Origin of the sequence: Chishuiella changwenlii (assembly GCF_900142565.1) — a bacterium.
In the GTDB taxonomy this organism is placed as follows: Bacteria; Bacteroidota; Bacteroidia; order Flavobacteriales; family Weeksellaceae; genus Empedobacter; species Empedobacter changwenlii.
This window is the reverse complement of record NZ_FRBH01000004.1, coordinates 21103-44554: the sequence shown is the minus strand read 5'-3', so window position 1 is coordinate 44554 and position 23452 is coordinate 21103. Positions and strand designations below refer to the sequence as shown.

Sequence of the window (23452 nt, the reverse complement as noted above, 5' to 3'; positions counted from 1 at the left end):
CTTATTCCAATAAAATTTGAGATAAAATTATAAAGGATTATTATGGATGAGGTTTTTGATGTATTAAGAATTTATTAAATATTTTTTATCGGTTATTTTATTGTTAGTTTTTATAAACTCTTGTTAAGTCTAACAATTTAATTGGTCCCATAGAAAAATTCTTTACTCGCTTATTTAAAAACAAAGTTGTTTGATCGTAAAAAAGAGGAAGAATAGGTGCATTTTGCATCATTAATTCATCCATTTCTTGATAAATTTTAGCACGTTCATCAGTATTGTTTATCAAGAACGATTGTTCATATAACTTATCAAAAGAAGTGTTTTTATAATGAGAATAGTTTGGTCCTTCTGGAGCGAAATTTTTTGAATAATACAAAGACAAGAAATTTTCTGCATCTGGATAATCTGCTCCCCAATTGGCGCGGAATAAAGTAAATTTACCAGTCGATTTTCCATCTCTCATCGTTGGTCCAGGAACAACATTTACTTTTATAGGTAAACCTAATTTTGCCATTTCAGCAGCAATATATTCGCAAACATCTACATATTCTTGTACAGTTGTTAATTCTATTGGTGTAATAGCTCCTTTTTCTTTCTTATAACTATTAATCAACTCTCTTGCTTTCGTAGGATCATATTTGTAGCCACTTTGTGCAGAATAACCAGGTAAACCTTTTGGTATAAAACCACCATCTGCAACAAAAGCTTGACCTTTCATCATGTACTTAATGATTTTCTCTTTGTTGGTTCCGTAATTTAACGCCTGACGAAGTTTTAAATCAACAGCATTTTCGGCATCTAAATAAAAACACAAATAAACAGTACTTAAGTAAGGAACTTTCTGAATTAATAATCTATCGTTATATTTTGGATTTAAGTTTCCAATTGGATCAAGAATCTCGTCTTTATACGATGGATCTAAATCTGCCATCATATCAATATTACCTTTTATTAATTCTAAAAACTCAGAATTTTTTTCAGGTAAAAAAGAAAAATTAACAGCTTCTAAATATGGCAAGCGTTGTCCTTTTTCATCAAATTCAAAATAAAGAGGATTTTTTCTAAAAACCATTTTTACATTATCCTCCCAAATTTTAAATTGAAAAGGACCTGTACCAATCGGATGTTTCAAAAAGTCTTTATTTCCATTTTTAAATAATTCTCTTGGAACAACAGAAGCATATTTCATAGAGATAAGTCCAAGAAAAGCAGGTGAAGCTTCTTTTAATTTTATTTCAAAAATAGTATCGTTTACAGCTTTATACGAATCAATATTATTCATTATCCAACCACCAGAACCACCAGCTTTAGGATCATTTAATCTATCAAAACTAAAAACAAAATCTGTTGCATTTACGGTTCTTGTAGAATCTTTTCCAAAAGCTTCGTGCTTATGAAAATATAAATCACGCTTTAATGTAAAAGAATATGTTTTTCCATCTTCGGAAATAACCCAAGATTTCGCAACATCTGGTTGTATTTCTAGCTTATTATCAATCTTTACTAAACTATTATAAATTAAGTTACAAGCCCAGTTATTTGCTTGTGTACGTGCATTTATTGGATCTAGTGAAGAAATATTATCATATCTATTTAATTTAAATACTTTGTCACCATCAATTTCGATCTTCTTTGAACATGAAAATACGGAAACGAATAACATTATGTATATAAAGTATTTAGTAATCATAAAAAGGTTATTTTTTTATGTTTCAAAACTATGGATAATTTCTTAAATTTGCAGCTATGAATAATCAAACTAAAACAGTTGCATTTCATACATTGGGATGTAAGCTTAATTTTTCAGAAACTTCTACTATTGCAAGAAACTTGAAAGATAGTGGTTATGAGAAGGTTGAGTTTACAGACGCAGCGAATGTGTATGTAATAAATACATGTTCTGTAACAGCAAATGCAGATAAGGAATGTAGAACAATTGTAAAAAATGCAATGAAAGCTAATCCAAACGGATTTGTTGTTATTGTTGGTTGTTATGCACAATTGAAACCGCAAGAAATTGCGGAAATGGAAGGTGTTGATTTAGTTTTAGGAGCTGCAGAAAAATTTAATATTGCTGAATATTTAGACGATATCAATAAAAATAATGAAACAATTGTACACTCTTGCGAAATAGAAGAAGCTGATTTTTATGTTGGTTCTTATTCTATTGGCGATCGCACACGTGCATTTTTAAAAGTGCAAGATGGGTGCGATTACAAATGTACATATTGTACAATTCCATTAGCACGTGGAATTTCTCGTTCTGATACGGTTGAAAACGTAATTAAAAATGCAAACGAAATTGCAGAAAAAGGAATTAGAGAAATTGTATTAACGGGAGTTAATATTGGCGATTATGGAAAAGGTGAATTTGGAAACAAAAAACACGAACATACATTTTTAGAGTTAGTAAAAGAATTGGATCAAGTAAATGCTATTGAAAGAATTAGAATTTCTTCTATAGAACCAAATCTTTTAAAAGACGAAACAATTGAATTTGTTTCTACAAGTAATCGTTTTGTTCCTCATTTTCATATTCCATTACAATCTGGTAGCGACGAGATTTTAAAGAAAATGAAACGTCGTTATTTATCTAATTTATACCTTAATCGTGTAACAAAAATTAGAGAAGTAATGCCAAATGCTTGTATTGGTGTTGATGTAATTGTTGGTTTCCCTGGAGAAACAGAAGAGTTATTTATGGAAACGTATAACTTCTTAAACGAATTGCCAATTAGTTATTTACACGTTTTCACATATTCTGAAAGAGATAATACAGAAGCAATAGAATATGATGGAGTTGTAAACCAAGGAGAGCGTAAGAATAGAAACAAAATGTTACGTATTTTATCAGAGAAAAAACGTCAAGCATTTTACCAATCTCAACTAGGTACAACACAAAAAGTATTGTGGGAACATGAGAATAAAAATGAGAAAATGTTTGGGTTTACTGAAAATTATGTAAAAGTACAGACAGATTATCATCCAGAATTGGTTAATCAAACACAATTAGTTGACTTAGTTCGTATTAACCACAATGGTATTGTCGAAGTTAAAGTACATGAATTAGAATTAGTTAATTAACATTGTAAAATATTAGTTAAAAAGAAGTTTAAAATTAATTTAAGCTTCTTTTTTTGTATTAACTTTACCATAACGAATAAATATTGTAGATTCAATTAAAAATTAAAGTCATGAAAATTATACATTTTACTTTTATAGTTTTATTGTCTTTGTTTGTAACAAGCTGTGGAACGGTGCAGGTGAATACAGATTATGACAGATCAGCTAATTTTGCAACTTATAAAACTTATTCACTTCATCAAAAGGGATTGGATAAATTAAAAGTGAATGATTTAGATAAAAATAGATTAATCAAAGCTATTGACGCACAAATGGCAACAAAAGGTTTTACGAAAGTAACTTCTGATGCAGACTTAATCGTTAATATCCTAACAAGTTCTAAAGAACAAGTTTCTGTTCGCAACGATAACTGGGGTTACGGATGGGGAGGATATTATGGTGGATTCTATGGAGGCGGATATTACGGTGGTAATAATGTTTCTTCTTACCAATCTGGAACTATAATTATTGATATTATAGATGACAAGAAAAATGTTTTGGTTTGGCAAGGTGTAGGAGCAGACTTTAATCTGAGTAATGTAAGTGCAAAAGCAGAAAGAATACCAAAAGCTATTCAGGAAATTTTAGCTAAATTTCCACCACAAGATAAAAAGTAATTTGAATAAGAAAAATAGTTAAGCTCTTCATATTGAAGAGCTTTTTTTATGGGATGAAGTTTTTTATTAAAAAATATTTTTTATTTTTGGTAAAGAACAACCAAACTATGAAAAATATAAAAATTAAATTCATAGGCCTATTTCTACTAGGTCTATCTTCATTATCGTATGCCCAAATTGAGTTCGGAGCAAAAGGAGGTATAGGATTAAGTAATACTACAATAGTTCATGGCGTATCTAATGGACGTATTGGATTTCTTGGAGGAGCAGTAGCAAAATATCAATTAGGTAGAGATGATGTACATTATCTGCAAGCCGAAGTTCTCTACAGCAATCAAGGAGAGTATTCTTTGTTTCAAGAAGGAGGAAAAAAATACAAAGCTTTTATAGATTACATTAACATTCCGATTATGTATAAATATTATTTTGATAATCAAGGAAGTGATTTTTTTATAGAAGGTGGACCTCAATTGGGATTTAAAGTCTCAGAAAAATTTGACGAAGGTGAGCCTGAAAGAAGCAATAATGTTCCAAAATCATTTGACTTAGCATTTAATATTGGTTTAGGTTATTCTATTAATCGTAAAAGTGAGATAAACCTTAGATATCAATATGGATTAATTGATACTTATGATTTTGTAAGCTATGATAATGGTATAAATAGAACTTCTTTACTTAATTTAAGTTTTATTTATTTCTTTAAATAATTTAAAAATCGCTCTAAAAGAGCGATTTTTTTTGGTATATTGTTTTTAAATTACTTTAAATGAATTTAAAACAAATTTTTCTATCACTTTTTCTGTTTTCACAGATTGTTTTTTCTCAAAATATAATAAAAGGGAAAGTAATTGATGAAAACTCTAAACCAATTAGTGGAGCATCTATTTATGTTGATAATTCTACGATAAATACAAAGACAAATAGTAATGGAGAGTTTGAATTGGATTTACCTAATGGGCAGTATAACTTAATTGCTAAAGCAAATTTATTCGAAAACTTTATACTCGGCATTAATGCAACCGATAAAAAAAATCATACCATAACATTAGAACCAGAGGTTATTTCTTTACAAGAAACTGTTGTACAAGCAATGTCTAAGGAAGATTGGTTGTATTATTATAAAGTTTTTCTAAAACTATTTTTAGGAGAGAATGAAGCAGCTTCTAAATCGAAAATAGAAAACTCAAAAGATTTACGATTTAAATACGATAAACAAACAAAGGAGTTAACAGCTTCTTCTAGAAAACCATTGCTTATCACAAATAAATATTTAGGGTATAAGATAGAATATGATTTAATTGATTTTAATGTAAATTATAAAACAAATTATGCTTTAACATTAGGAACGGCATTATTTACAGAATTAAAAGCAAGCGCATCTCAACAAAAAAAATGGAAAAAAAATAGACTAAAATCTTACTTAGGAAGTGTAAATCATTTCATGAAATCAATCTATTATAATAGACTAGATGAAGATGGTTATGATGTAAAACGTTTAATAAGAAAAGATAATCCAGATTATATAAAATATAAAGAAAATCTTGCCTTTGGTGGAATAACAAACGAGAAAGTTCCACCAAAAATTATTACTTATTTAATTAACCAGAAAGTGCCTTATGATAGTTTGAAAATTGTAAAAAATAATCAACAATATTTAAATTTTAAAGGACTCTATTCTATTGAATATAAGAAAGAAAAAGAAGATCTTGAATATGCGAAACAAAATGGTTCATCTTTAATTGGAAATCAACTTTCTATTTTTGCTTTAAAAGATGAAGAGTTTCTTAAAATTGAAGAAAATGGTACGTATTATCATCCTGGAAATTTAATTGTAGAAGGTTATTTTAGTTATGAAAAAATAGCAAACATGGTTCCGATGGATTATAAAATAGAAGCAGATTAAGCTATTAAAAATACTCTTTTATCTCTTTTCGATAAGTTTCTCCAATTGGTATATTTTTCTGTCCTAAATAAACAGAATTACCATCTATAGAAGTCAAATAATCAATATTAATGATAAAGGAACGATGTATTCTTTTAAAATTATTCGGTAGCTTACTTTCAAAAGATTTCATGGTTTCTAAAACAATTATTTTTTCTGTTTTAGTATGAATCCTGATATAGTCTTTTAAACTTTCTATATAAATTAATTCGCTAAAGTTTACTTTTACTTGTTTTCCGTCTGTTTTTACAAATAAAAAAGTAGATTGATTGGCTTGTTGTTGAGAAAAGAAATCTAAGTATTTTTTCACTGATAAATCGAATCTTTCTTTCGTAATAGGTTTTAATAAGTAATCTATTACATTAAAATTAAAACTTTCTAACGCATAAGTAGAATAGGCCGTTGTAACAATAAATTTCTGTTGATCGTTAATGATTTTCATCAACTGAATACCCGTTAATTCAGGCATTTGGATATCTGTGAATATTAAATCTATTTTCTCTTTTTTTAGGAAATCGATTACTTCGAAAACTTCAGTTGTTGCTAAACAAACGTTGAGGTTTTCATTCTCTGAAGCATGTTTATTTAATAATTTAACAGCAAGTGGTTCATCATCAAGGATAATACAATTAATTTTCGGCATTCAAAGGAAATTTTAAATAAATAGTAAATGTTATATAATCATTCTGTATTTCGAACTGATATTGATTTTCAAAGTAATGATTTAATCGCTGTTTTAAATTCATTAAACCAATTCCCTTTTCTTGATCTTTTTGATGTTGATTTATTTTATTCTTCACACTAATTTCAAGAAAATCTTTAGTTGTATTTAAATCAATAACAATAGGATTTTCACTTTCTCTTACACTTCCGTGTTTTATAGCATTTTCTACTAATGGAGAAAGAATGTAAGGAGGAATTAAGGTATTATAATTTTGAATATCAAAGGCTGTTTTTACGAAAAATTTTTCTCCAAATCTAATTTGCTCCAATGCCAAGTATTGTTTTATATAATTTATTTCTTGTTCAATTTCTATACTTTCTTTATGTGTTTCATAAGTTGTGAAGCGCATAATTGCACTTAAATTTTCTATTGCTTTTAACGATTGATCAGAATTAATACTTACTAAACTGTATATATTATTTAATGTATTAAAAAGAAAATGGGGATTAATCTGAGCTTTAAGAAATTTTATTTCGGCTTCTTTTTTTTCTTTTTCTATAGAATTAGTTTTCTGAAGTGTTTTTATTAAATGAACTGCCATCCAAATAAAAAGAGAAGAAAAAACAATGAAAGTCCCATAATGTAGATTATCGTAAATATAGAATGATAATGGAGTGCCTTCAAAGTAATTTATTTTATCAAACAAAATATCTGTTAACACTTGTTCTATTACATATCTTATAAAAATAAATGTCGCAAATGAGAGTATTAAACTTATAGCTATTGTTTTCCAATTTATCTTTTTTAGAAATTTTGGAGCTACAATAGTATAGATAATAAAAATTGTGAAAATTTGAACAAAGTACATTGTTATACTAAACAGATCTGGCAGATGAAAAAATGTTTTTCCTTGAACGCTACGAATTAATCCGTTTCCTGTATAATCAAAAAATGTATAAATCAACCAAAATATTGAAATAACTAACCATTCGCTTTTCTTTGATAGTAGTAATGTTTTATCATTAATCTTCATCTAACTTTTATTTTTTGTAAAAATAGAGGCTTTTGTTTAGAGGTTTTTAACCGTTCGTCGATTATTCTCTTTGGTTGGTCGATTAAATAAATACGATATGCGTTAAATCGTACAAATTTGAATAAAAATAAAACAAATTAATATGAAAAATTTATTACTTACTATTGCTACAGTTATTTCTTCTATAAGTGTAAATGCACAAACATATCAAATTAAAACAAAGTTTGATAATGCTATACCTGTACTTAATGTAGGAACTTTCCACATGGGATATACGCCTGATGCTAATAAAATGGATTTTGATGAACACAATAAAGAAAACATTCGTCAAATTCATGAAATAGCTAAACAAATAGCAGAATTCAAACCAACAATTATTTTAGTAGAGAAAAATGCATCACAAAATAAAAGTATGAATACTGCTTTTCAAGAATATATAAAAAATCCTAAAATGAAATTCGAAAAACCAGACGAAGTAGAATTATTAGCTTATGAGGTTGGACGATTAAGTAATACAAAAAAAATATACGGAATAAATTATCAAGAAGATTATTTCTATATGTTAGGAGATTTACTAAAAAAACAAGATGACTCTATATCTTATAATGAATATATAAAATTGTACAGAGATAATGAACTGAAAAATAATATTTCTGGAGATAATGTTAAAATAAAAGACATCTTATTATATTATAATCAACCAGAAGTTTTAGATGCTAACATAGCTTTTAATGCAGATTTATTAACAACAGTTACGTATCGTAAATATGCAATTGGCGCAGAACAAGCTGCAAAATATTATCACAGAAATTTAGCAATGTTTTCTAATATGAATAATATTCCTGTTACTAAAGATGATCGTATTTTTATTTTAATGGGAACAACACACACAGCTTTTTTCAAAGACTTTTTACGCAGATCTCCAAAGTTTAAAGAAGTAAACACATTTGATTATATCAAGTAATAATATTAATAGACCTTAAAGAGACTTACAAACTGTAAGTCTTTTTTTGTTTGAGATTTTTAACGATTCGTCGATTATTCTCTTTGGTTGGTCGATTAAATAAATACGATTTGCATTAAAACATACAAATTTGAATAAAAAATAAAACAAATTAATATGAAAAATTTATTTATCACAATCGTAGTAATTCTTTCTTGTACATCTCTTAAAGCACAAAAAGCTTATCAATTTCAAACAAAGTTTGATGATGTAGTCCCTGTTTTAAACGTAGGAACTTTCCATATGGGATATACTTCCGATGCAAACAAAGTTAATTTTGATGAAAATAATAAAGAAAATGTCCGTCAAGTTCATGAAATAGCAAAAAAAATAGCTGCATTTAAACCAACTATTATTTTAGTAGAAATGGAACCTTATCGAAATAAAAAACTTGCTGCTTCCTATCAAAGTTATTTAGACAATCCTAAAATGAAATTTGACAATCCAGATGAAATAGAATTACTAGCTTATGAAGTAGGTAGATTGAGTGGTACAAAACAAATTTATGGGATTGATTATCAACAAGGTTATTATTATGCAATACATTATGCTTTGAAAGATCAACAAGATGTAACAACATATAAAAAATATGAAGAATTGATGACTAAAAATGAAAAACTTAATCAGATAGATGAAGATAACATGAACGTTAAAGATTTATTATGGCTAAATAATCAACCAGAATATTTAGACTATTTAATTAATGTAAATGCAGATTTAATGACAACAGTATCTGTAAATGGTTATTCGTTGGGAACAGAACAAGCATCAAAATTCTATAATAGAAACCTAATGATGTTTGCAAATATGAATAATATTCCTATTACAAAAGGTGATAGAATATTTATTTTAATGGGCGCTACGCATACAGCATTTTTCAAGGATTTCTTACGCAGATCTCCAAAATTTAAAGAAGTAAATACATTGGATTATTTAAAGTAAATAATGAGAAAATATAGGCATAAAAAAAACCTCGCAATTTGCGAGGTTTTTTGTTATATAGAATAATTGATTATTCTTCTGTAGATGGAGTTTCTTCTGTAGTAACTTCTTCAGATACTTCCTCTTTTTTCGCTTTCTTATCGTTAGCGTAAATAGGGTTATCAAAGTTAAAGAAAGAACCTTCTTCTGTGTTAGCTTTAGCAGCTTTTTCAGCGTCTAATTTAGCTAATTCTGCTCTAGTTTTAGCAGCTTCTTCAGCAGCTTTAATAGATGCAGCATCAGGAATAATTTCAAATCCGTAATCTACTTCAACTTCTCTATGGAAACGAACTTTAGCTTCGTATTTTCCTAAACGTTTGATAGTATTTCCAGGGATTTTGATATTTTTCTTTTCAATCTCAACACCAGCTTTTACTAAAGCTTCAGCTAAATCACCATTGTTAACAGATCCAAATAATTTGTCTCCAGTACCAACTTTAGCTTCAATTTTAACAACTAAACCTTCTAATTTAGCTGCTTTTTCTTTAGCTGCAGAGATTAAAGAAGCTTCTTCAGCTTTACGAGCTTCTAAAACTTCGTTTAATGCTTTTACATTATTTGGTGTAGCAACTGTAGCTAATCCACGAGGGATTAAAAAGTTACGTGCGTATCCAGGTTTTACTGAAACAACTTCAAATTCAAAACCTAAACCTTCTACATCTTGTCTTAAAATTACGTTCATGATATTTCTAATTTTAGGTAATTATTATTTTAATTGATCACCAATAAATGGCATTAATGCTAAGTGACGAGCTCTTTTAATCGCTTTAGAAACTTTTCTTTGGTATTTTAAAGAAGTTCCTGTGTAACGACGAGGTAAAATTTTACCTTGCTCATTCACGAATTGTAATAAGAAATCAGCATCTTTATAATCTACATACTTGATTCCAAATTTTTTGAAACGACAATATTTTGAATTTGATTGTGTTTCGATATCTAAAGGAGATAAATAACGGATTTCTGATTCGCTACCTCCAGCTGCTTTTTTTGCTAAATCGTCGATTGCCATAGCTTTGCTTATTTGTTAGAGTTAGACTTTATTTTTGTTCTACGTTTTTCTGCCCAATCAATACCGTGTTTGTCTAATTTCACAGTTAAGAAACGGATCACACGCTCATCACGTTTGTAACCTACTTCTAATTGAGATACTAATTCGTTGTTCTCTGTTTTGAATTCTACTAAGTGGTAGAATCCATTTCTTTTGTTTTGAATTGGGTAAGCTAATTTTTTTAAGCCCCAGTTCTCTTTTGTAACGATTTCTCCTCCGTTAGCTGTAACAAAATCATTGAATTTATTAACTGCTTCCTCTACCTGAGAATCAGATAGAACGGGAGTCAAAATGAAAACAGTTTCGTAATGTGTCATTTTTAACTACTTTTAAAGTTATTATTAATACTAAAAATTCGAGGTGCAAATATAGGAAGAATAATTTTAATAAAACAATAAGTATCTGTGAAGTTGTTTAAACTTTTTTAATGGACATACTTTATAATTAATTCTGCACGTCCTTCTGAGACTTTCGAAATATAATTTATATAATTCACCTAGTTTGTGAAGCTTTGTGATACTGAGTTTAGGATGATATACCAGACTTAAACTAAATTTATCATTACACAATGTTTATTTTGCCATAGAAATCAACATGACAGATTGTATTAAAAACAAGATTATAAAGTATAAAGTATAAAGTATAAAGTATAAAGTATAAAGTATAAAGTATAAAGTATAAAAATTAGTTTAAACAACTTCATTGATTAAATAAACTAGAATAGTATAAGAATCTACTTTTACAAAGATCGGAACAAACGTTGCTTTAAAGAAAGATTTATTGCACATATTTATAATACATGGTGTACATAGAACAGTAGTTTGTAAAATAACTTTAGATGGTATTCATTTAAAACTAATACCTACTTATTTAAATATTTTTTTAGAAATTTAAATTTTGATAAAGTAGAGTAGAGAAATTTACTTTCTAAAATGAAATCGTTATAGTAATATAGGATGAATAGTGTAATCGATTTCTGTTTACACAAAGGAAAGTGAAAAAAAAACGTTTATTTTTAAAATTACAAACGCTTATAATACAGTTTATTAATGTTTAATGAAAAATTTTTTAATAAAATTATGCAAAATTTTACACCAAAAATTTGCTAATTAAAAAAAGTATCATACATTTGTAAACATAAAAGGCTAATGGCTTTTTCATAGGTTTAGGTTGGTTAAGGTTAAAACTCTCGTTTATACGAGGGTTTTCCTTTTTTATATAAAAACTACTTCTTAAATTTGGTCATAAATATTTAATGTATACTTATGACATCAAAATACAATCAGATTCCAAATTCCCTATTTATTAAAAATAGATCAAAGTTTGCAAAAGCGATGAAACCTCGTTCTTTAGCAATTTTTAACTCAAACGATATTTATCCAATATCTGCTGATTCTACATTACCATTTGCTCAGCACAGAGATATATTTTATTTATCAGGTGTAGATCAAGAAGAATCTGTTTTATTACTTTTTCCAGATGCTTATAATGAGAAGCACAGAGAGATTTTATTTGTTCGTGAAACAAATGATCACATTGCTGTTTGGGAAGGAGAGAAGCTATCTAAAGAGCAAGCTACAGAAGTTTCTGGAGTTAAAACAGTTCTTTGGTTACAAGATTTACCAGCTGTTCTTCATAAACTAATGGTAGAAGCAGAAAATGTTTATATCAATAAAAATGAACATTATCGTGTGTCAGAAGCGCCACAAGTAGAAACGCGCGAGGATAGATTTGTAAAACAATTAAAGGAAAACTATCCAGGACATACTTATTTACGTTCTAATCCAATTTTACAGCGTTTACGTTCAGTAAAAGAACAAGAGGAAATCGATTTAATTCAGGAAGCTTGTAATATTACAGAAAAAGGTTTTCGTAGAATTTTAGATTTTGTAAGACCTGGTGTATGGGAATTCGAGATAGAAGCAGAGTTTGTACATGAATTTATTCGTAACAGATCAAAAGGGTTTGCTTACACACCTATTATTGCTTCTGGAAACAATGCGAATGTACTCCATTACATTCAGAATAATCAACAATGTAAAGATGGAGATTTAATTTTGTTTGATGTTGCCGCAGAATATGCAAACTATTCATCTGATATGTCTCGTACAATTCCAGTAAATGGAAAGTTTACAAAACGTCAACGCGAAGTTTACGATGCTATTTTACGTTGTAAAAAAGAAGCAGAAAATTTATTAGTTACAGGAAATAATTGGTATAAATACCACGAAGAATTAGGAAAAGTCTATACTTCTGAGTTATTAGGTTTAGGCTTATTAGATAAAGCAGATGTACAAAACGAGGATCCTAATTGGCCAGCTTATAAAAAATATATGATGCATGGAACATCTCACCACATGGGATTAGATACGCACGATTATGGTTTATTAACGGACGATTTTACTGCTGGTATGGTATTTACTAACGAACCAGGATTTTATATTCCAGCAGAAGGTTTTGGTATTCGCTTGGAAGATGATTATGTAATTCAGAAAGAAGGAAAACCTTTTAATTTGATGCAGAATATTCCATTAGAGGCTGAGGAAATAGAAAACTTAATGAATAAATAAAATTTCATTACAGAATAAAATATAAAAAAGGAGCTTTTAAGCTCCTTTTTTATGTTTTATTCATCTTGACTTGGGATTTCCTCTAATCCTAGCATTTCTTTCGCTAAAGCTATCATACGATGTGTACCAGTGTGTTTATTCTTTTCATCGGAAAGTTTTACAACACCTGTCCAAGGAATATCAATAGAAGAAATTTCTGTCAATTTCATTACGATATTCATAGGTTTTAAATCTGTATCATTGGTTAAATCGGTTCCAATACCAAAAGATAACCCAATTCTTCCTTTAAATGCTTTAGTTATAATTTCTACTTTTTCTGAGTTTAATCCGTCCGAAAAAATAATTGTTTTAAACAAAGGATTAATTCCCATTTTTTCATAATGAGCAATTACTTTTTCACCAAATTCTAAAGGATCTCCAGAATCATGACGAACACCATCAAATAACTTTGATAGTTTCTTGTCAAACTGACCAAAAAATACATCAGAAGTGTATGTATCAGTTAATGCGATTCCTAAATCGCCATAATATACTTTTACCCATCTGTCTAAACTAATCGAATTAGCGACTTTAAAACCATATCTTGCACCATGAAACATAAACCATTCGTGAGCATGCGTTCCGATAGGTTTTATTCCATATTTATGAGCAAAATGAACATTAGAAGTTCCAACAAAGCTTTTTCCTTTGTGGTTTGTTAATTCTTTTACAACAACATCTTGTACCTCATAACTATGGCGTCGGCGAGTACCAAATTCCGCAACAGTTACATCAAGACGGTTATATAAATCTACTTTATCACTCGTACGTGCTGTAATTTCATCATTAGAAATACGTTGAGCATTAGTTAGTTTATAATATAATTCGCTAATTAAACATAAAATAGGAACTTCCCATAAAATAGTACGGTACCAGTAACCTTCTACGGAAACCTCTACATCTGTACCATTCTGAACAATTTTTACTTCGGAAGGATCATAACGATATCCTTGTAAAAAATCGAGATAAGCTGGGCTTAAATATGGGCATTTAGTTGTAAAAAAATCTTTTTCAGATTTTGTTAAAGCTAAATTTATCATGGCATCAACTTCATTTTGTAAAGCTTCTGCAAAACCTTCGGGAAATTTATGTTCGCCACGGTTTATAAATTTGTAACGTGCAGTAACATCTGGGTATAATTTGGTTACACCAAATTGCATGGTAAACTTATAAAAGTCGTTGTCTATGATAGATTTTATGATACTCATTTTTACAAAAAAGTTTTATATTGATAATAAAGATAAAAAAAACCATCAATTACTGATGGCTTTTTAAAATTATATTGTGTTGTATTTATTCTTTTGGACGATCTTCTACATCTACAAGTTCAAAATTGAAAATGAAAGAAGCATCTCTATAAGCAGTACGATCAGATAATGCAGTTCCCGTAAAATATCTATTACGAGCAAAAGCTAAACGAGATGGTAAAATAATTACACCTTGAAAGCTATAAATATCCTGTTTAGAACGTTCAGTTGAAATAAAATGTTTTAATCCTTCAGCAAAATATTTTAATTCTAAATGTTCTCTTTTTACACCATTTTTTTCTTCAGTAGCACTAGGTATATAACGGTAAAAAATAGGGTCATTTACAGCTGAACCATCTCCAATATTATAAGTTGGATTCATGTATGTATTTATTGTACCATACGGTTTCTGTGAAGGATTATCTTCTAATTTTGTTTTATTAGTAGCTAAGAAATATTGTGCACTGTAAGAAATAGTAATCTTAGATTCGTCGATAGATTTTATTGTTTTACCAGTAGCACTTCCTTTTTGATAAGGATTTTCTGCATACCAAAAACCAGCAGCATCTTGTTTAGCTAAAGATTTTAAAGAAGGGTATTTATCATCTGCATTACCTTTTATAGTATCAAATTTAGTTAAAACACCAGATTTTATAACTTTACCATTTACTGTATCGCCAGGAGAAAAATAATAATCTTCTAAATATTGATTGATTGCTTTATCGTCTAATGCATTTCTTTCTGCGATTGGAATTTTTGTTTCTGCGTCAATTCTAATATTATTATTGTCATCATTATTACAACTTACTAAAAAAGCTGCTGATGCAATAAATGTCACAAAGAATTTCTTTATCATGTTATTTCGATTTATATTGCGAATTTAGAAAAAATATTAGTTTATTCTATTAAATATTGATTTTTTAAGATGAGATTAGATAAATTCCTATGGAGTGTTCGTTATTACAAAACTAGAAGCATAGCTTCTGACGCTTGTAAGAAGAACCGAATAAAGGTAAATGGAGATGTAGCAAAAGCATCAAAAGAAATTATTGCAGGCGATAATATAGAGGTAAAAAAAGATCAAATTAATTTGTCTTTTAAAGTAATACAAGTGCCTAAGAATAGAATAGGAGCTAAGTTGTTAACTTTACATATTATAGATACAACACCAAAAGAAGAATACGAAGTGTTAGAACTAAGAAAACTTTCTCAGGATTACTACAGAGAAAGAGGAGAGGGAAGACCTACGAAAAAAGATCGACGAGATTTGGACGATTATTTAGACGACGGATCAGAAGAAAAATTAATAATTGGAGAAGATTTGGATTAAATTCAAATCTTCTCCTGTTTTAGATGATTCATAATCTCATCTAAAACTTGTAGAGTACTTTGCTCTGATATGCTAATTGTGTATTTTGCTTTTTCGTAAAACTGATTTCTTTCAAATAAATGTTTCGCAACAAATTCCATCATTTCTTCATTTGTAAGATGAGCAATTAGTGGACGAGTTTCTTTTTTTCCGTCTAAGCGTTTTACTAATTGTGGTAGTTGTACTCGTAAAAAAAACGAAATAGAATTTTTCGTTATTTCTTCCATATTATTATAATAAACTGGAGTACCACCGCCTAAAGAAAGTACAAGATTTGTACTTGTTAATAATTCTAACAAAGCAGCACGCTCTTTTTTTCTGAAACCTAATTCGCCTTCTTTTTCAAAAATTTCACTAATCTTTAATTGAAATTTATCTTCAATATAATGATCCAAATCGATAAATTCATAGCCAATTGCTTTGGCTAAATCTTTTCCTGCTGTCGATTTACCGCTACCCATGTAGCCAACTAAAGTGATAATCATTTCTAAAAAAATTAATCGACTGGTAAGTCTTCAGAATAAAAAATTGTTAACCTTGCAAAACCATCAAATGTATCAATTTGATAAGAATATGTTTTCTCTAAACGTTTTGCATCATAACGTTCTACATTATAAGTTACATCAAACTCTTCGTTTGTAACTGTAGCATTCGAATGATGATATTTAGATTTTGGAGCACTTTTCTTAATTTCTGATCTGTATTGATTAAGAAATTTAATAGGGAAAGAATACGTTAATTTGTAAACAATCTGTTGAGAAATCTGGATAGCTGTAACTTTATTCAGAAACATAGTTCCTTGATTGTTCTTTTTAATTTTTAAAGAATCCAATCGATCTGTATTTTGAATATATAGATTTCTACCAAGTTTTGAGATTTTGAAACAACGGTCATTCAATTTTTGATGAATAATTTGTGGTTGTTCTTTTATTAAATCTTTTAATTCTTTTAAAGTAAAATTAGATAAGTGTGTATCTTTTGTTTGTTGATTACAAGTGTTTGCATATTCAGAGTCAGGAACATTAGCTTCAGGATCATCTGATTTCTTACAAGAAACAACTAAGAATAAGGTAATAACTAGATAAAATAACTTCTTTTTCATTATAAATTTTAGTCAAAATTAACGACTACGCATCGGCAATGATTATTATTAGAAATCCGATACCATTGTTAGCAAATATACTATTTATTATGATTTAGCCTCAATATTTATCATATTTATAACATATTTAGAGGCGTTAAACCCTAATTGATATTTTTTATTTTATTGATAATTAAATAGAAATAAAATAAAAAATGGAAAACAATATTTTCAATTTATATTGTTTTCCATTTTTGAAATTTTATGTAAAATTTGAGTAGAAATTAAGCTTGTTTCTTTACAAACTTTGTCAAAATAACAATTAATTGTCCATCAACTTTTCCCTCAATCTGATCTGTATTATCATGTACCAAACGAATGTTACGAACAGCAGTTCCTATTTTAGCATTAATTGTAGAACCTTTTACATCTAAATCTTTAATTAATGTAACTGTATCACCGTTTATTAAAATATTCCCGTTGCTGTCTTTATGTAAATCTACAGAACCATCTCCTTCATGATCTCCGCTTGCTTTTGCCCATTCTAGGTTATCATCATCTAAATACATCATATCTAAAGCATCAGCTGCCCAAGACTCATTACGAAAACGGTTTAACATTCGCCAAGAAAGAACTTGTATAGCAGGAACTTCACTCCACATAGAAGAAAGTAAAAACGATTCCCAAAAAGCAGCATCTAACTCTTCTCTTTTCTCAATTTGATTAATACATTTTGCTGTAATGTATACATTTCTATCTGGATTGCTACTTGCTTCTGGATTAACTTCATAAATTTCCAAATCTGTTGTAACACCAGTTAATTCGCACTGATTTCCGCTTCTTTCTTGTAAAAATGTTTCTAATTTCATTTCGGATGATTTCAATTTTTGCAAAGATAACTTTTATTTAGAATAGATTGTTTAAAGGTTATTTTATTAAAATTATTTATATTCGTTTAGAATAACAACCTAAATTATGCGAGTTAAGAAAAATTCTGGAGAACTTATTACGTTTGATCCTAAAGCATTAAAAAGATCGTTAACAAAATCTGGCGCAAAGAAAGAAGAAGTAGAAGAAGTTTTTACTTGCGTTTCTAATGATTTGTACGATGGTATCCCGACTAAGGATTTATACAAAATTGCTTTTGATTATCTAAAAAAATATAGAAATTCTTACGCTGCACGTTACAGTTTAAAAAGAGCCTTAAGAGATTTAGGTCCAGAAGGATATTTCTTTGAAAGATGGATTGGTCGTGTGATGCAATCTTTTGGTTACGAATCTTTAAATTCTCAAATTGTACAAGGAAATGCAGTTAAGCACGAAATAGATATTGTTGCAGTAAAAGACAATCGATTGATTTTTTGCGAATGCAAATTTAGAAACGATGAAGATGCAAAAATATCTGTTACAACACCCATGTACTTTTTATCTCGTGTAAAAGACGTACAAGAAAATACGTATCGTTTTTTTGGACGAGAATTAAAATTGAGTAAAGGATTTTTAGTTACGAATGCTTATTTAACAACAGACTCTATAAATTTTGCCAACTATTATGGTGTAGGATTAATTTCTTGGAATTACCCAGAAAACTATAATATTAAAGATTTAGTTGATAATGCAGCTTTATATCCTATAACTTGTCTTACAACATTAACCAAAGAACAAGAGAAAAAACTATTAGAAAAAGACTGTATTCTAGTAAAAGATTTAATTAAAAATCCTAGTATATTAAATGATTTAAATATTTCTAGTGATTTAGTAAACAGTGTTTTGGAAGAAGCTAACGAATTAATGCAAGTAGATAAAATTACTGAACCTTTTTTTGAATAGATTCTAAAATTTAGAAGCTACTTTTTGAGCGTATTATTTTTTCGATTTGTAATTGTCGTGGAATCCAATACCCTCAAAAATTTGTTGCTTATATTTTTCTATACGATTTATTCTTGTCTGTGGATTTTTAGATTGAGAAAAATAAATAATATAACCACGTTGTCGTCCTAGAGTTAAATTAAAAAATGCTTTTTTGAATGTAGGATCTTTCTCAAAAAATGCTGTTAATTCTTCAGGAATAGGTTCAGGGTTTTTATTCATTTCAACCTTTTTCCCTTTCTCCTCAATTGTTATTGCTTCTGAAATATAAGAAGATAAGATATCCTTCAACTTCTCTATCTCTTTTACGTTTGTAAATTTTATAATTCGTCCGGATTGTATATTTCCTTGTTGTGTAAGAATTTTTTCTTCATCTTTTAATAAAACTCCTTTAAAGAAACTAAGATTAGCAGATTCTTTAAAAGCAGAAATAGAAACAATGTTTTTGTTATGAAGCGTATAAACAGGAATTCCCCATTTTATTTCTTCTTTTAATCCAGATTCCAACACTATTTGTCGTAATGTTTCCAGCTCTTTTCTCCAAGTATTTACTTTACATTCTAACGTTGCACCATATTTACAGCGCATACAACCATCTATCATGTATTTGTCTACTAATGGATTTAGCTCTAATTTCATTTATCAATGTATTAAGTACAGATATAGAGAATTAACCTTTTACAAAGGTTACAAAAAAATAGTTGATAAAATGTATACGACTGATTTTTAGAACGTTTATAAAGATTTTATTTCGAAATAAAAACCCCTGAAAACAGCCAGTGTATATCGCATAAAAGTAGAATACCTTTGATGAAATTATTTTTGAAGATAAAAAATGAGAAAAATAACTTTAGCAATTCTTTTTTCGTTTGTCAGCCTTATAGCTTTTGCACAATCCTTAAAAGTTGTTATTAAACAAGATGGAAAAATAATACAGCCAGTAAATAATATTTACGAATTGAAAAAATCTACGTTCGTATTTGAAATTACATCTACTGGTTTAGAAGGTTTTTTAATTGGTGCAACAACAGACGAAAGTATTTATAATGCTGCTTTAGGCGATTATAATCCAGATGTTTGGTGGTTTCAGAATACAGGTATGGCAGAAGAATTATACAATGCAGATAAAGAATTATTTCTGATGGATATGGCACCATCATATTGGTATTACATAGATTCTAAAGATCATAGATTTGATAAAAATCCTAAAGGAAATTTAAATCAATGGAAGGGAACACGTACGATTTCAAAATTCTATGATATTATTGCTGTTGAAGAAATTGCTTTGAAAAATTTTGAAGGAAGTGTTTATATGCTAATGTACAACCCAATCTATAATGATGAATATGATTTGGTTGGAAAGGAAAACCTCTTCAATGCTACATTAAAATTTAAAGACTAATTTATTACACCCTAACTATTTTTATATATCGAAGTCCTGTTATTCTATTATGAAAACAGGACTTTATTTATTGTATAATTAAACCATATTCTATTGCTAATTTTATAGCTGAACTAAGATTAGAAGTTTGAAATTTTTCGATTAAATTTTTTCGATGACTTTCTACGGTATGTGGACTAATAAAAAGCTTTTCTGCCATCTGATTTGTTGTAAGACCTTTTGCAGCTTCGGCTAAAATTTCCTTTTCTCTTCTTGTTAATTTAGGAACTTTATTTAATCCATTTGGAGATTTTTTTTCTAAAACAGATTTAGTTTGTGAACATAAAAATTGCTTTCCTTTGTATACGGTATTAATGCCTTCTAAAATTTCGAAAACAGATGCATTTTTCTGGATATAACCTAAAGCTCCTTCTGCCAATGTGCTATTAATTACAGGAAATTCATTATGAACGCTAAGCATAATTATTTGAAGGTTTTTGTATTTCTTCTTCAAAGGTTTTATAAGTTCTATACTATTAATATCAACTAAATTAATATCTAACAATAAAATATCAACTACTTGTTTTGATAAGCCAGCATTCATTTCAGAAACATTTTTAAAACAATCTACGACATCTATTGTATCACTATTTCCTAATATATTTTTTAATCCTTCTAATAAAAGAGGATGATCATCTGTTATAGCTACTTTTATCATGTTTATTGAATAGGAATTTGAAGTTCTATACTTGTACCAATATTTAATTCGGAAATAATATTCATTGTTCCTTTTAAAAATTGTACTCTTGATTCTATGTTATGAAAACCAGCAGTTTTCCTTACATCTAAATTTTCTTGATTAAAACCTTTACCATTATCTTCTATAATTAGGTTTAAGGTATTTTCTTCTTCACTTATCTGGATAATAATTTCGGAAGCTTGTGCGTGTTTTATCGTATTATTAACCAATTCTTGAATAATTCTATACAAAAGCAATTGCTTTTCTTTTGATATAGAATTACTATAATTAATAAACTCCGTGTGTATATCGAGTGCATTATTAGACATACGAGAAGCAAATTCTTGGATGGCTACTTCTAAACTATATTTCAGTAATAAATCGGGCATTAAATTATGTGCAACACGTCTTAACTCTTCTACAGCTCCGTCTATTTGGTTGATAGATTTTGAAATACCTTCTTGTATATTTTCTGAATTAGTTGGATTTAAATAAGACAACTGCAATTTAGTTCCCGAAAGTAATCCTCCTAAACCATCATGAAGATCACGTGCCAAGCGACCACGTTCTTGCTCTTGCCCTTCGAGTAATGCTGTAAGTGTCGATATTTTTGAGTTTTGTTTTTCTTTCTCAATTGCTAATGCGTGTAACTCATCTCTTTGTCTCATAGAGTTTGCACGTTGTTTATACGCATATAGTAATAAAATGATAAGAGCAATAGAGAAAACAATAAAAGCAATATAGTATTTACTTATTTTTTCTTTGTAGGCTAATAACTTTTTATAGTTATCAATATCATTATTCTTTTGTAGAGTTTCTAACTTAGCTAAACGAAGTTGTTGTTCTTTTTTCTCTGAGTTAAGTTCGGAGAATTTTAGTCGCTCTCGTTGATTTTCTTCAACTAATTTCAGATTATTATAAACCTGTTCACGTTGTGTTCTAAGTATATTTATTAACTTAATTTGTTGTGCTTTTTTATCACTTTCTAATTGCAGTTTTATATATTTTTGTTCTTGTCTTTCTTTTTCAAATTGAGACTCTAATCGTTTGGTAATATCTAACTTTTCCTGATCATAGAGGCTTTTATATTTGTCAACATAACTCTTGTAGTAAGCTAATGCTTCTTTATAATTACCTTGTTCTTCGCTAATTTGAGATAAAGATTCAAGAATTGATAATTCTATATTATGATCTCTTACGGGACTTTTTTCTATCTCCATTGCAGCTTTTAGAAAGTAAGATTTAGCTAAATCATATTCTTTATTTTGTATTGCCAAGTCAGCTAAAATTCCAAAAGAGGAAGCGATATGAATAGCTTCGCCAGTTTCTAAACTAATATTATTTGCTAAGAGCGCATATTTCATCGCTTTATCCCTATCAAAATCACTGTATAAATTAGCTAGATTAATGGCTGCATAGGATAAACTACTTTTGCTAAGCATAGCAGTTTCATTTCTATTAAAAGTAGTAATAGCTTGTAAATAGTAATTTTCTACTTTGTTTCTTAGATTGATCTTAGATGGATTTTGAACATATTTTTGTTCATACATATAACCCATTCTCATATAAGAATCAAAAATAAGGTTTGGATCATTTTGTTTAGAAGCTAATAACAGAAATTGTTTACTATATTTTTCTTCTAAATCATATTCATTTAAGTTAGAATAAATGGTAGATAATTCTTTAACGGTATTTGCAAATCGACCATATAGAGTAGAAGTCGTAGGAGAATTTTCATAATATCTAATAGCTTTTAAATAAGAAGCAACAGCATCTGCTGTTTTATTATTTCGTATTAAAATCCAACCATTTGCATATTCAAAATATCCTTTTGCTTCATTGTTTTTTGTTTTTGAACTATAGGTTTTTGCCATGTTCAAGCTTTTTAAAGCTTCGGTTTCTTTATTATCAAGACGATAATTCATCGCTTGTACAGCATATAAAATAGTGGCGTATTTTCCGTCTGTTTCTTTTGTCGCTATAGAAATATTGGTTGCTAATATTTGATAGGATTTTGATTTTAAATTATTAAAATAAAGTGCTTTTGCGTATTTAGGAGCTATGTTTAACTGCTCTGTTACTTTGTTGGAGTTATTATAATATTCCTTTTCTAATTTGCTTAAAACATCTTGTGCTTTAACAAAAACAGAACAAATGAGTAAAGTAAATATAAATAATAACCTGTGTAGCAAAACTTTATTTTTAATGTATTAAAGAAAGTAAATATAATTAAATAGTTAATTAATTGATGACAGAACTATGTGCGCAATAAAGCTATTTTTTTGTTAGCTTTAATTGTGTTTTTTCTTTTGATAAATTAAAAGTTATCACCTTAGATGGCTTAAAAATTTGAGTAGGTGACATGCATGTACCAGATGATGTAATGCTATCAACCTTTAATTGGATTTGATTAGATTTGGTAAAATAATACGTACCAAATATTGCTGTAAAACAATCGTTCCCACATTCCCAACTATCGTAACTTTTAAAGTTTTTATCATCTAAAAAATCGATTGCATGAAAATTATAAATGAATGCAGTCTTATCTCTTTTAGATAGATAATAAGTTTTTTCTCCATCTGGAGTAATAAGTCCTCCCATATCAATAATCCATTGCGTATTTTTTAAATTATTTGGAAACTTTGTTTTTTCACAATTTAAAATTATCAGCAATATTAGTATCAATGATGAAAGCACAAAAAATTGTTTCATATTTTCTTGTTCAACTTTTTATTCAAATCCCTAT

General features: G+C 28.4%; 24 protein-coding genes and 1 pseudogene. 10 read left to right on the top strand and 15 right to left on the bottom strand.

All coding sequences use genetic code 11. From position 1 onward, the window contains the following. Positions 1-103 precede the first annotated feature (103 nt). Entirely contained in the window at positions 104-1690 is a 1587-nt protein-coding gene (locus BUA86_RS04990) for an ABC transporter substrate-binding protein (RefSeq protein ID WP_229731741.1), read from the bottom strand. Between the two features lie 56 nt (positions 1691-1746). Between BUA86_RS04990 and mtaB the strand changes: the two genes are divergently transcribed. From mtaB to BUA86_RS04970, 4 genes are all read left to right on the top strand, one after another. After that, positions 1747-3084, top strand: coding sequence for a tRNA (N(6)-L-threonylcarbamoyladenosine(37)-C(2))-methylthiotransferase MtaB (mtaB, locus tag BUA86_RS04985; RefSeq protein ID WP_072930443.1), 1338 nt, complete (start codon positions 1747-1749; stop codon positions 3082-3084). Between the two features lie 110 nt (positions 3085-3194). Then, positions 3195-3740 (top strand): DUF4136 domain-containing protein, encoded by a 546-nt coding sequence (locus BUA86_RS04980; protein ID WP_072930441.1) that lies wholly within the window; start codon positions 3195-3197, stop codon positions 3738-3740. A gap of 107 nt (positions 3741-3847) precedes the next feature. Next, positions 3848-4447, top strand: a complete 600-nt coding sequence (locus BUA86_RS04975) for a porin family protein (protein ID WP_072930439.1) — start codon at positions 3848-3850, stop codon at positions 4445-4447. A gap of 59 nt (positions 4448-4506) precedes the next feature. Further along, the gene (locus BUA86_RS04970) at positions 4507-5643 is read left to right on the top strand and encodes a carboxypeptidase-like regulatory domain-containing protein (protein ID WP_072930437.1); all 1137 of its coding nucleotides are present in this window, start codon (positions 4507-4509) and stop codon (positions 5641-5643) included. Positions 5644-5647: 4 nt separating this feature from the next. On the opposite strand, the gene BUA86_RS04965 is transcribed toward BUA86_RS04970, so the two are convergent. Together BUA86_RS04965 and BUA86_RS04960 are read right to left on the bottom strand one after the other, a co-directional pair. Beyond that, on the bottom strand, positions 5648-6325 hold the full coding sequence (locus BUA86_RS04965; protein WP_072930435.1) for a LytR/AlgR family response regulator transcription factor: 678 nt from the start codon (positions 6323-6325) through the stop codon (positions 5648-5650). Further along, positions 6312-7379: a sensor histidine kinase gene (locus BUA86_RS04960; protein ID WP_072930433.1), complete on the bottom strand. Its 1068-nt coding sequence runs from the start codon at positions 7377-7379 to the stop codon at positions 6312-6314. Before BUA86_RS04960 ends, BUA86_RS04965 begins: the two co-directional genes overlap by 14 nt. A 142-nt stretch (positions 7380-7521) precedes the next feature. Between BUA86_RS04960 and BUA86_RS04955 the strand changes: the two genes are divergently transcribed. Both BUA86_RS04955 and BUA86_RS04950 read left to right on the top strand, forming a co-directional pair. Next, positions 7522-8343 carry a DUF5694 domain-containing protein gene (locus BUA86_RS04955; protein ID WP_072930432.1) on the top strand — a complete coding sequence of 274 codons (822 nt, stop codon included), beginning with the start codon at positions 7522-7524 and terminating at the stop codon, positions 8341-8343. Positions 8344-8499: 156 nt separating this feature from the next. Continuing rightward, entirely contained in the window at positions 8500-9324 is an 825-nt protein-coding gene (locus BUA86_RS04950) for a DUF5694 domain-containing protein (RefSeq protein WP_072930430.1), read from the top strand. 223 nt (positions 9325-9547) lie between these two features. On the opposite strand, the pseudogene rplI reads toward BUA86_RS04950, so the two are convergent. The 3 genes and pseudogenes from rplI to rpsF form a co-directional block, all read right to left on the bottom strand. Continuing rightward, positions 9548-10045 (bottom strand): annotated as a pseudogene (gene rplI / locus BUA86_RS04945) (50S ribosomal protein L9); the annotation flags it as partial. Between the two features lie 24 nt (positions 10046-10069). Then, positions 10070-10372, bottom strand: coding sequence for a 30S ribosomal protein S18 (gene rpsR / locus BUA86_RS04940; RefSeq protein WP_072930426.1), 303 nt, complete (start codon positions 10370-10372; stop codon positions 10070-10072). A gap of 8 nt (positions 10373-10380) precedes the next feature. Further along, positions 10381-10728, bottom strand: a complete 348-nt coding sequence (rpsF, locus tag BUA86_RS04935; RefSeq protein ID WP_072930425.1) for a 30S ribosomal protein S6 — start codon at positions 10726-10728, stop codon at positions 10381-10383. 948 nt (positions 10729-11676) lie between these two features. Here rpsF and BUA86_RS04930 point away from each other — a divergent pair. After that, positions 11677-12981 carry an aminopeptidase P family protein gene (locus tag BUA86_RS04930; RefSeq protein ID WP_072930423.1) on the top strand — a complete coding sequence of 435 codons (1305 nt, stop codon included), beginning with the start codon at positions 11677-11679 and terminating at the stop codon, positions 12979-12981. Positions 12982-13037: 56 nt separating this feature from the next. Here the strand turns inward: BUA86_RS04930 and pncB are convergent, their stop codons facing one another. Both pncB and BUA86_RS04920 read right to left on the bottom strand, forming a co-directional pair. Next, entirely contained in the window at positions 13038-14228 is a 1191-nt protein-coding gene (pncB, locus tag BUA86_RS04925) for a nicotinate phosphoribosyltransferase (protein WP_072930422.1), read from the bottom strand. Between the two features lie 85 nt (positions 14229-14313). Next, a complete protein-coding gene (locus BUA86_RS04920) occupies positions 14314-15123 on the bottom strand; it encodes a hypothetical protein (RefSeq protein WP_072930420.1) in 810 nt (269 codons plus the stop codon). 69 nt (positions 15124-15192) lie between these two features. On the opposite strand from BUA86_RS04920, the gene BUA86_RS04915 reads away from it, so the two are divergent. Beyond that, positions 15193-15597 carry an RNA-binding S4 domain-containing protein gene (locus BUA86_RS04915; protein WP_072930418.1) on the top strand — a complete coding sequence of 135 codons (405 nt, stop codon included), beginning with the start codon at positions 15193-15195 and terminating at the stop codon, positions 15595-15597. A gap of 2 nt (positions 15598-15599) precedes the next feature. Here BUA86_RS04915 and BUA86_RS04910 read toward each other — a convergent pair whose 3' ends face one another. The 3 genes from BUA86_RS04910 to BUA86_RS04900 all read right to left on the bottom strand — a co-directional run bounded on the left by BUA86_RS04910 (position 15600) and on the right by BUA86_RS04900 (position 17586). Continuing rightward, positions 15600-16121 (bottom strand): shikimate kinase, encoded by a 522-nt coding sequence (locus tag BUA86_RS04910; protein WP_072930416.1) that lies wholly within the window; start codon positions 16119-16121, stop codon positions 15600-15602. An 11-nt stretch (positions 16122-16132) separates the two neighbouring features. Next, a complete protein-coding gene (locus BUA86_RS04905) occupies positions 16133-16738 on the bottom strand; it encodes a hypothetical protein (RefSeq protein WP_072930414.1) in 606 nt (201 codons plus the stop codon). 263 nt (positions 16739-17001) lie between these two features. Beyond that, positions 17002-17586, bottom strand: a complete 585-nt coding sequence (locus tag BUA86_RS04900; protein WP_072930412.1) for a PhnA domain-containing protein — start codon at positions 17584-17586, stop codon at positions 17002-17004. A gap of 106 nt (positions 17587-17692) precedes the next feature. On the opposite strand from BUA86_RS04900, the gene BUA86_RS04895 reads away from it, so the two are divergent. Next, positions 17693-18547: an ATP cone domain-containing protein gene (locus BUA86_RS04895; protein ID WP_072930411.1), complete on the top strand. Its 855-nt coding sequence runs from the start codon at positions 17693-17695 to the stop codon at positions 18545-18547. 33 nt (positions 18548-18580) lie between these two features. On the opposite strand, the gene BUA86_RS04890 is transcribed toward BUA86_RS04895, so the two are convergent. Next, positions 18581-19225: a YdeI/OmpD-associated family protein gene (locus BUA86_RS04890; RefSeq protein WP_072930409.1), complete on the bottom strand. Its 645-nt coding sequence runs from the start codon at positions 19223-19225 to the stop codon at positions 18581-18583. 196 nt (positions 19226-19421) lie between these two features. On the opposite strand from BUA86_RS04890, the gene BUA86_RS04885 reads away from it, so the two are divergent. Further along, complete coding sequence (locus tag BUA86_RS04885; RefSeq protein ID WP_072930407.1) at positions 19422-19988, top strand: hypothetical protein; 567 nt, start codon at positions 19422-19424, stop codon at positions 19986-19988. A 67-nt stretch (positions 19989-20055) separates the two neighbouring features. Here BUA86_RS04885 and BUA86_RS04880 read toward each other — a convergent pair whose 3' ends face one another. From BUA86_RS04880 to BUA86_RS04870, 3 genes are all read right to left on the bottom strand, one after another. Next, a complete protein-coding gene (locus tag BUA86_RS04880; RefSeq protein ID WP_072930404.1) occupies positions 20056-20685 on the bottom strand; it encodes a response regulator transcription factor in 630 nt (209 codons plus the stop codon). A 2-nt stretch (positions 20686-20687) separates the two neighbouring features. Next, complete coding sequence (locus BUA86_RS04875) at positions 20688-22898, bottom strand: histidine kinase (protein ID WP_083580303.1); 2211 nt, start codon at positions 22896-22898, stop codon at positions 20688-20690. Between the two features lie 82 nt (positions 22899-22980). Next, positions 22981-23307 carry a hypothetical protein gene (locus BUA86_RS04870; protein ID WP_229731742.1) on the bottom strand — a complete coding sequence of 109 codons (327 nt, stop codon included), beginning with the start codon at positions 23305-23307 and terminating at the stop codon, positions 22981-22983. Positions 23308-23452 lie beyond the last annotated feature (145 nt).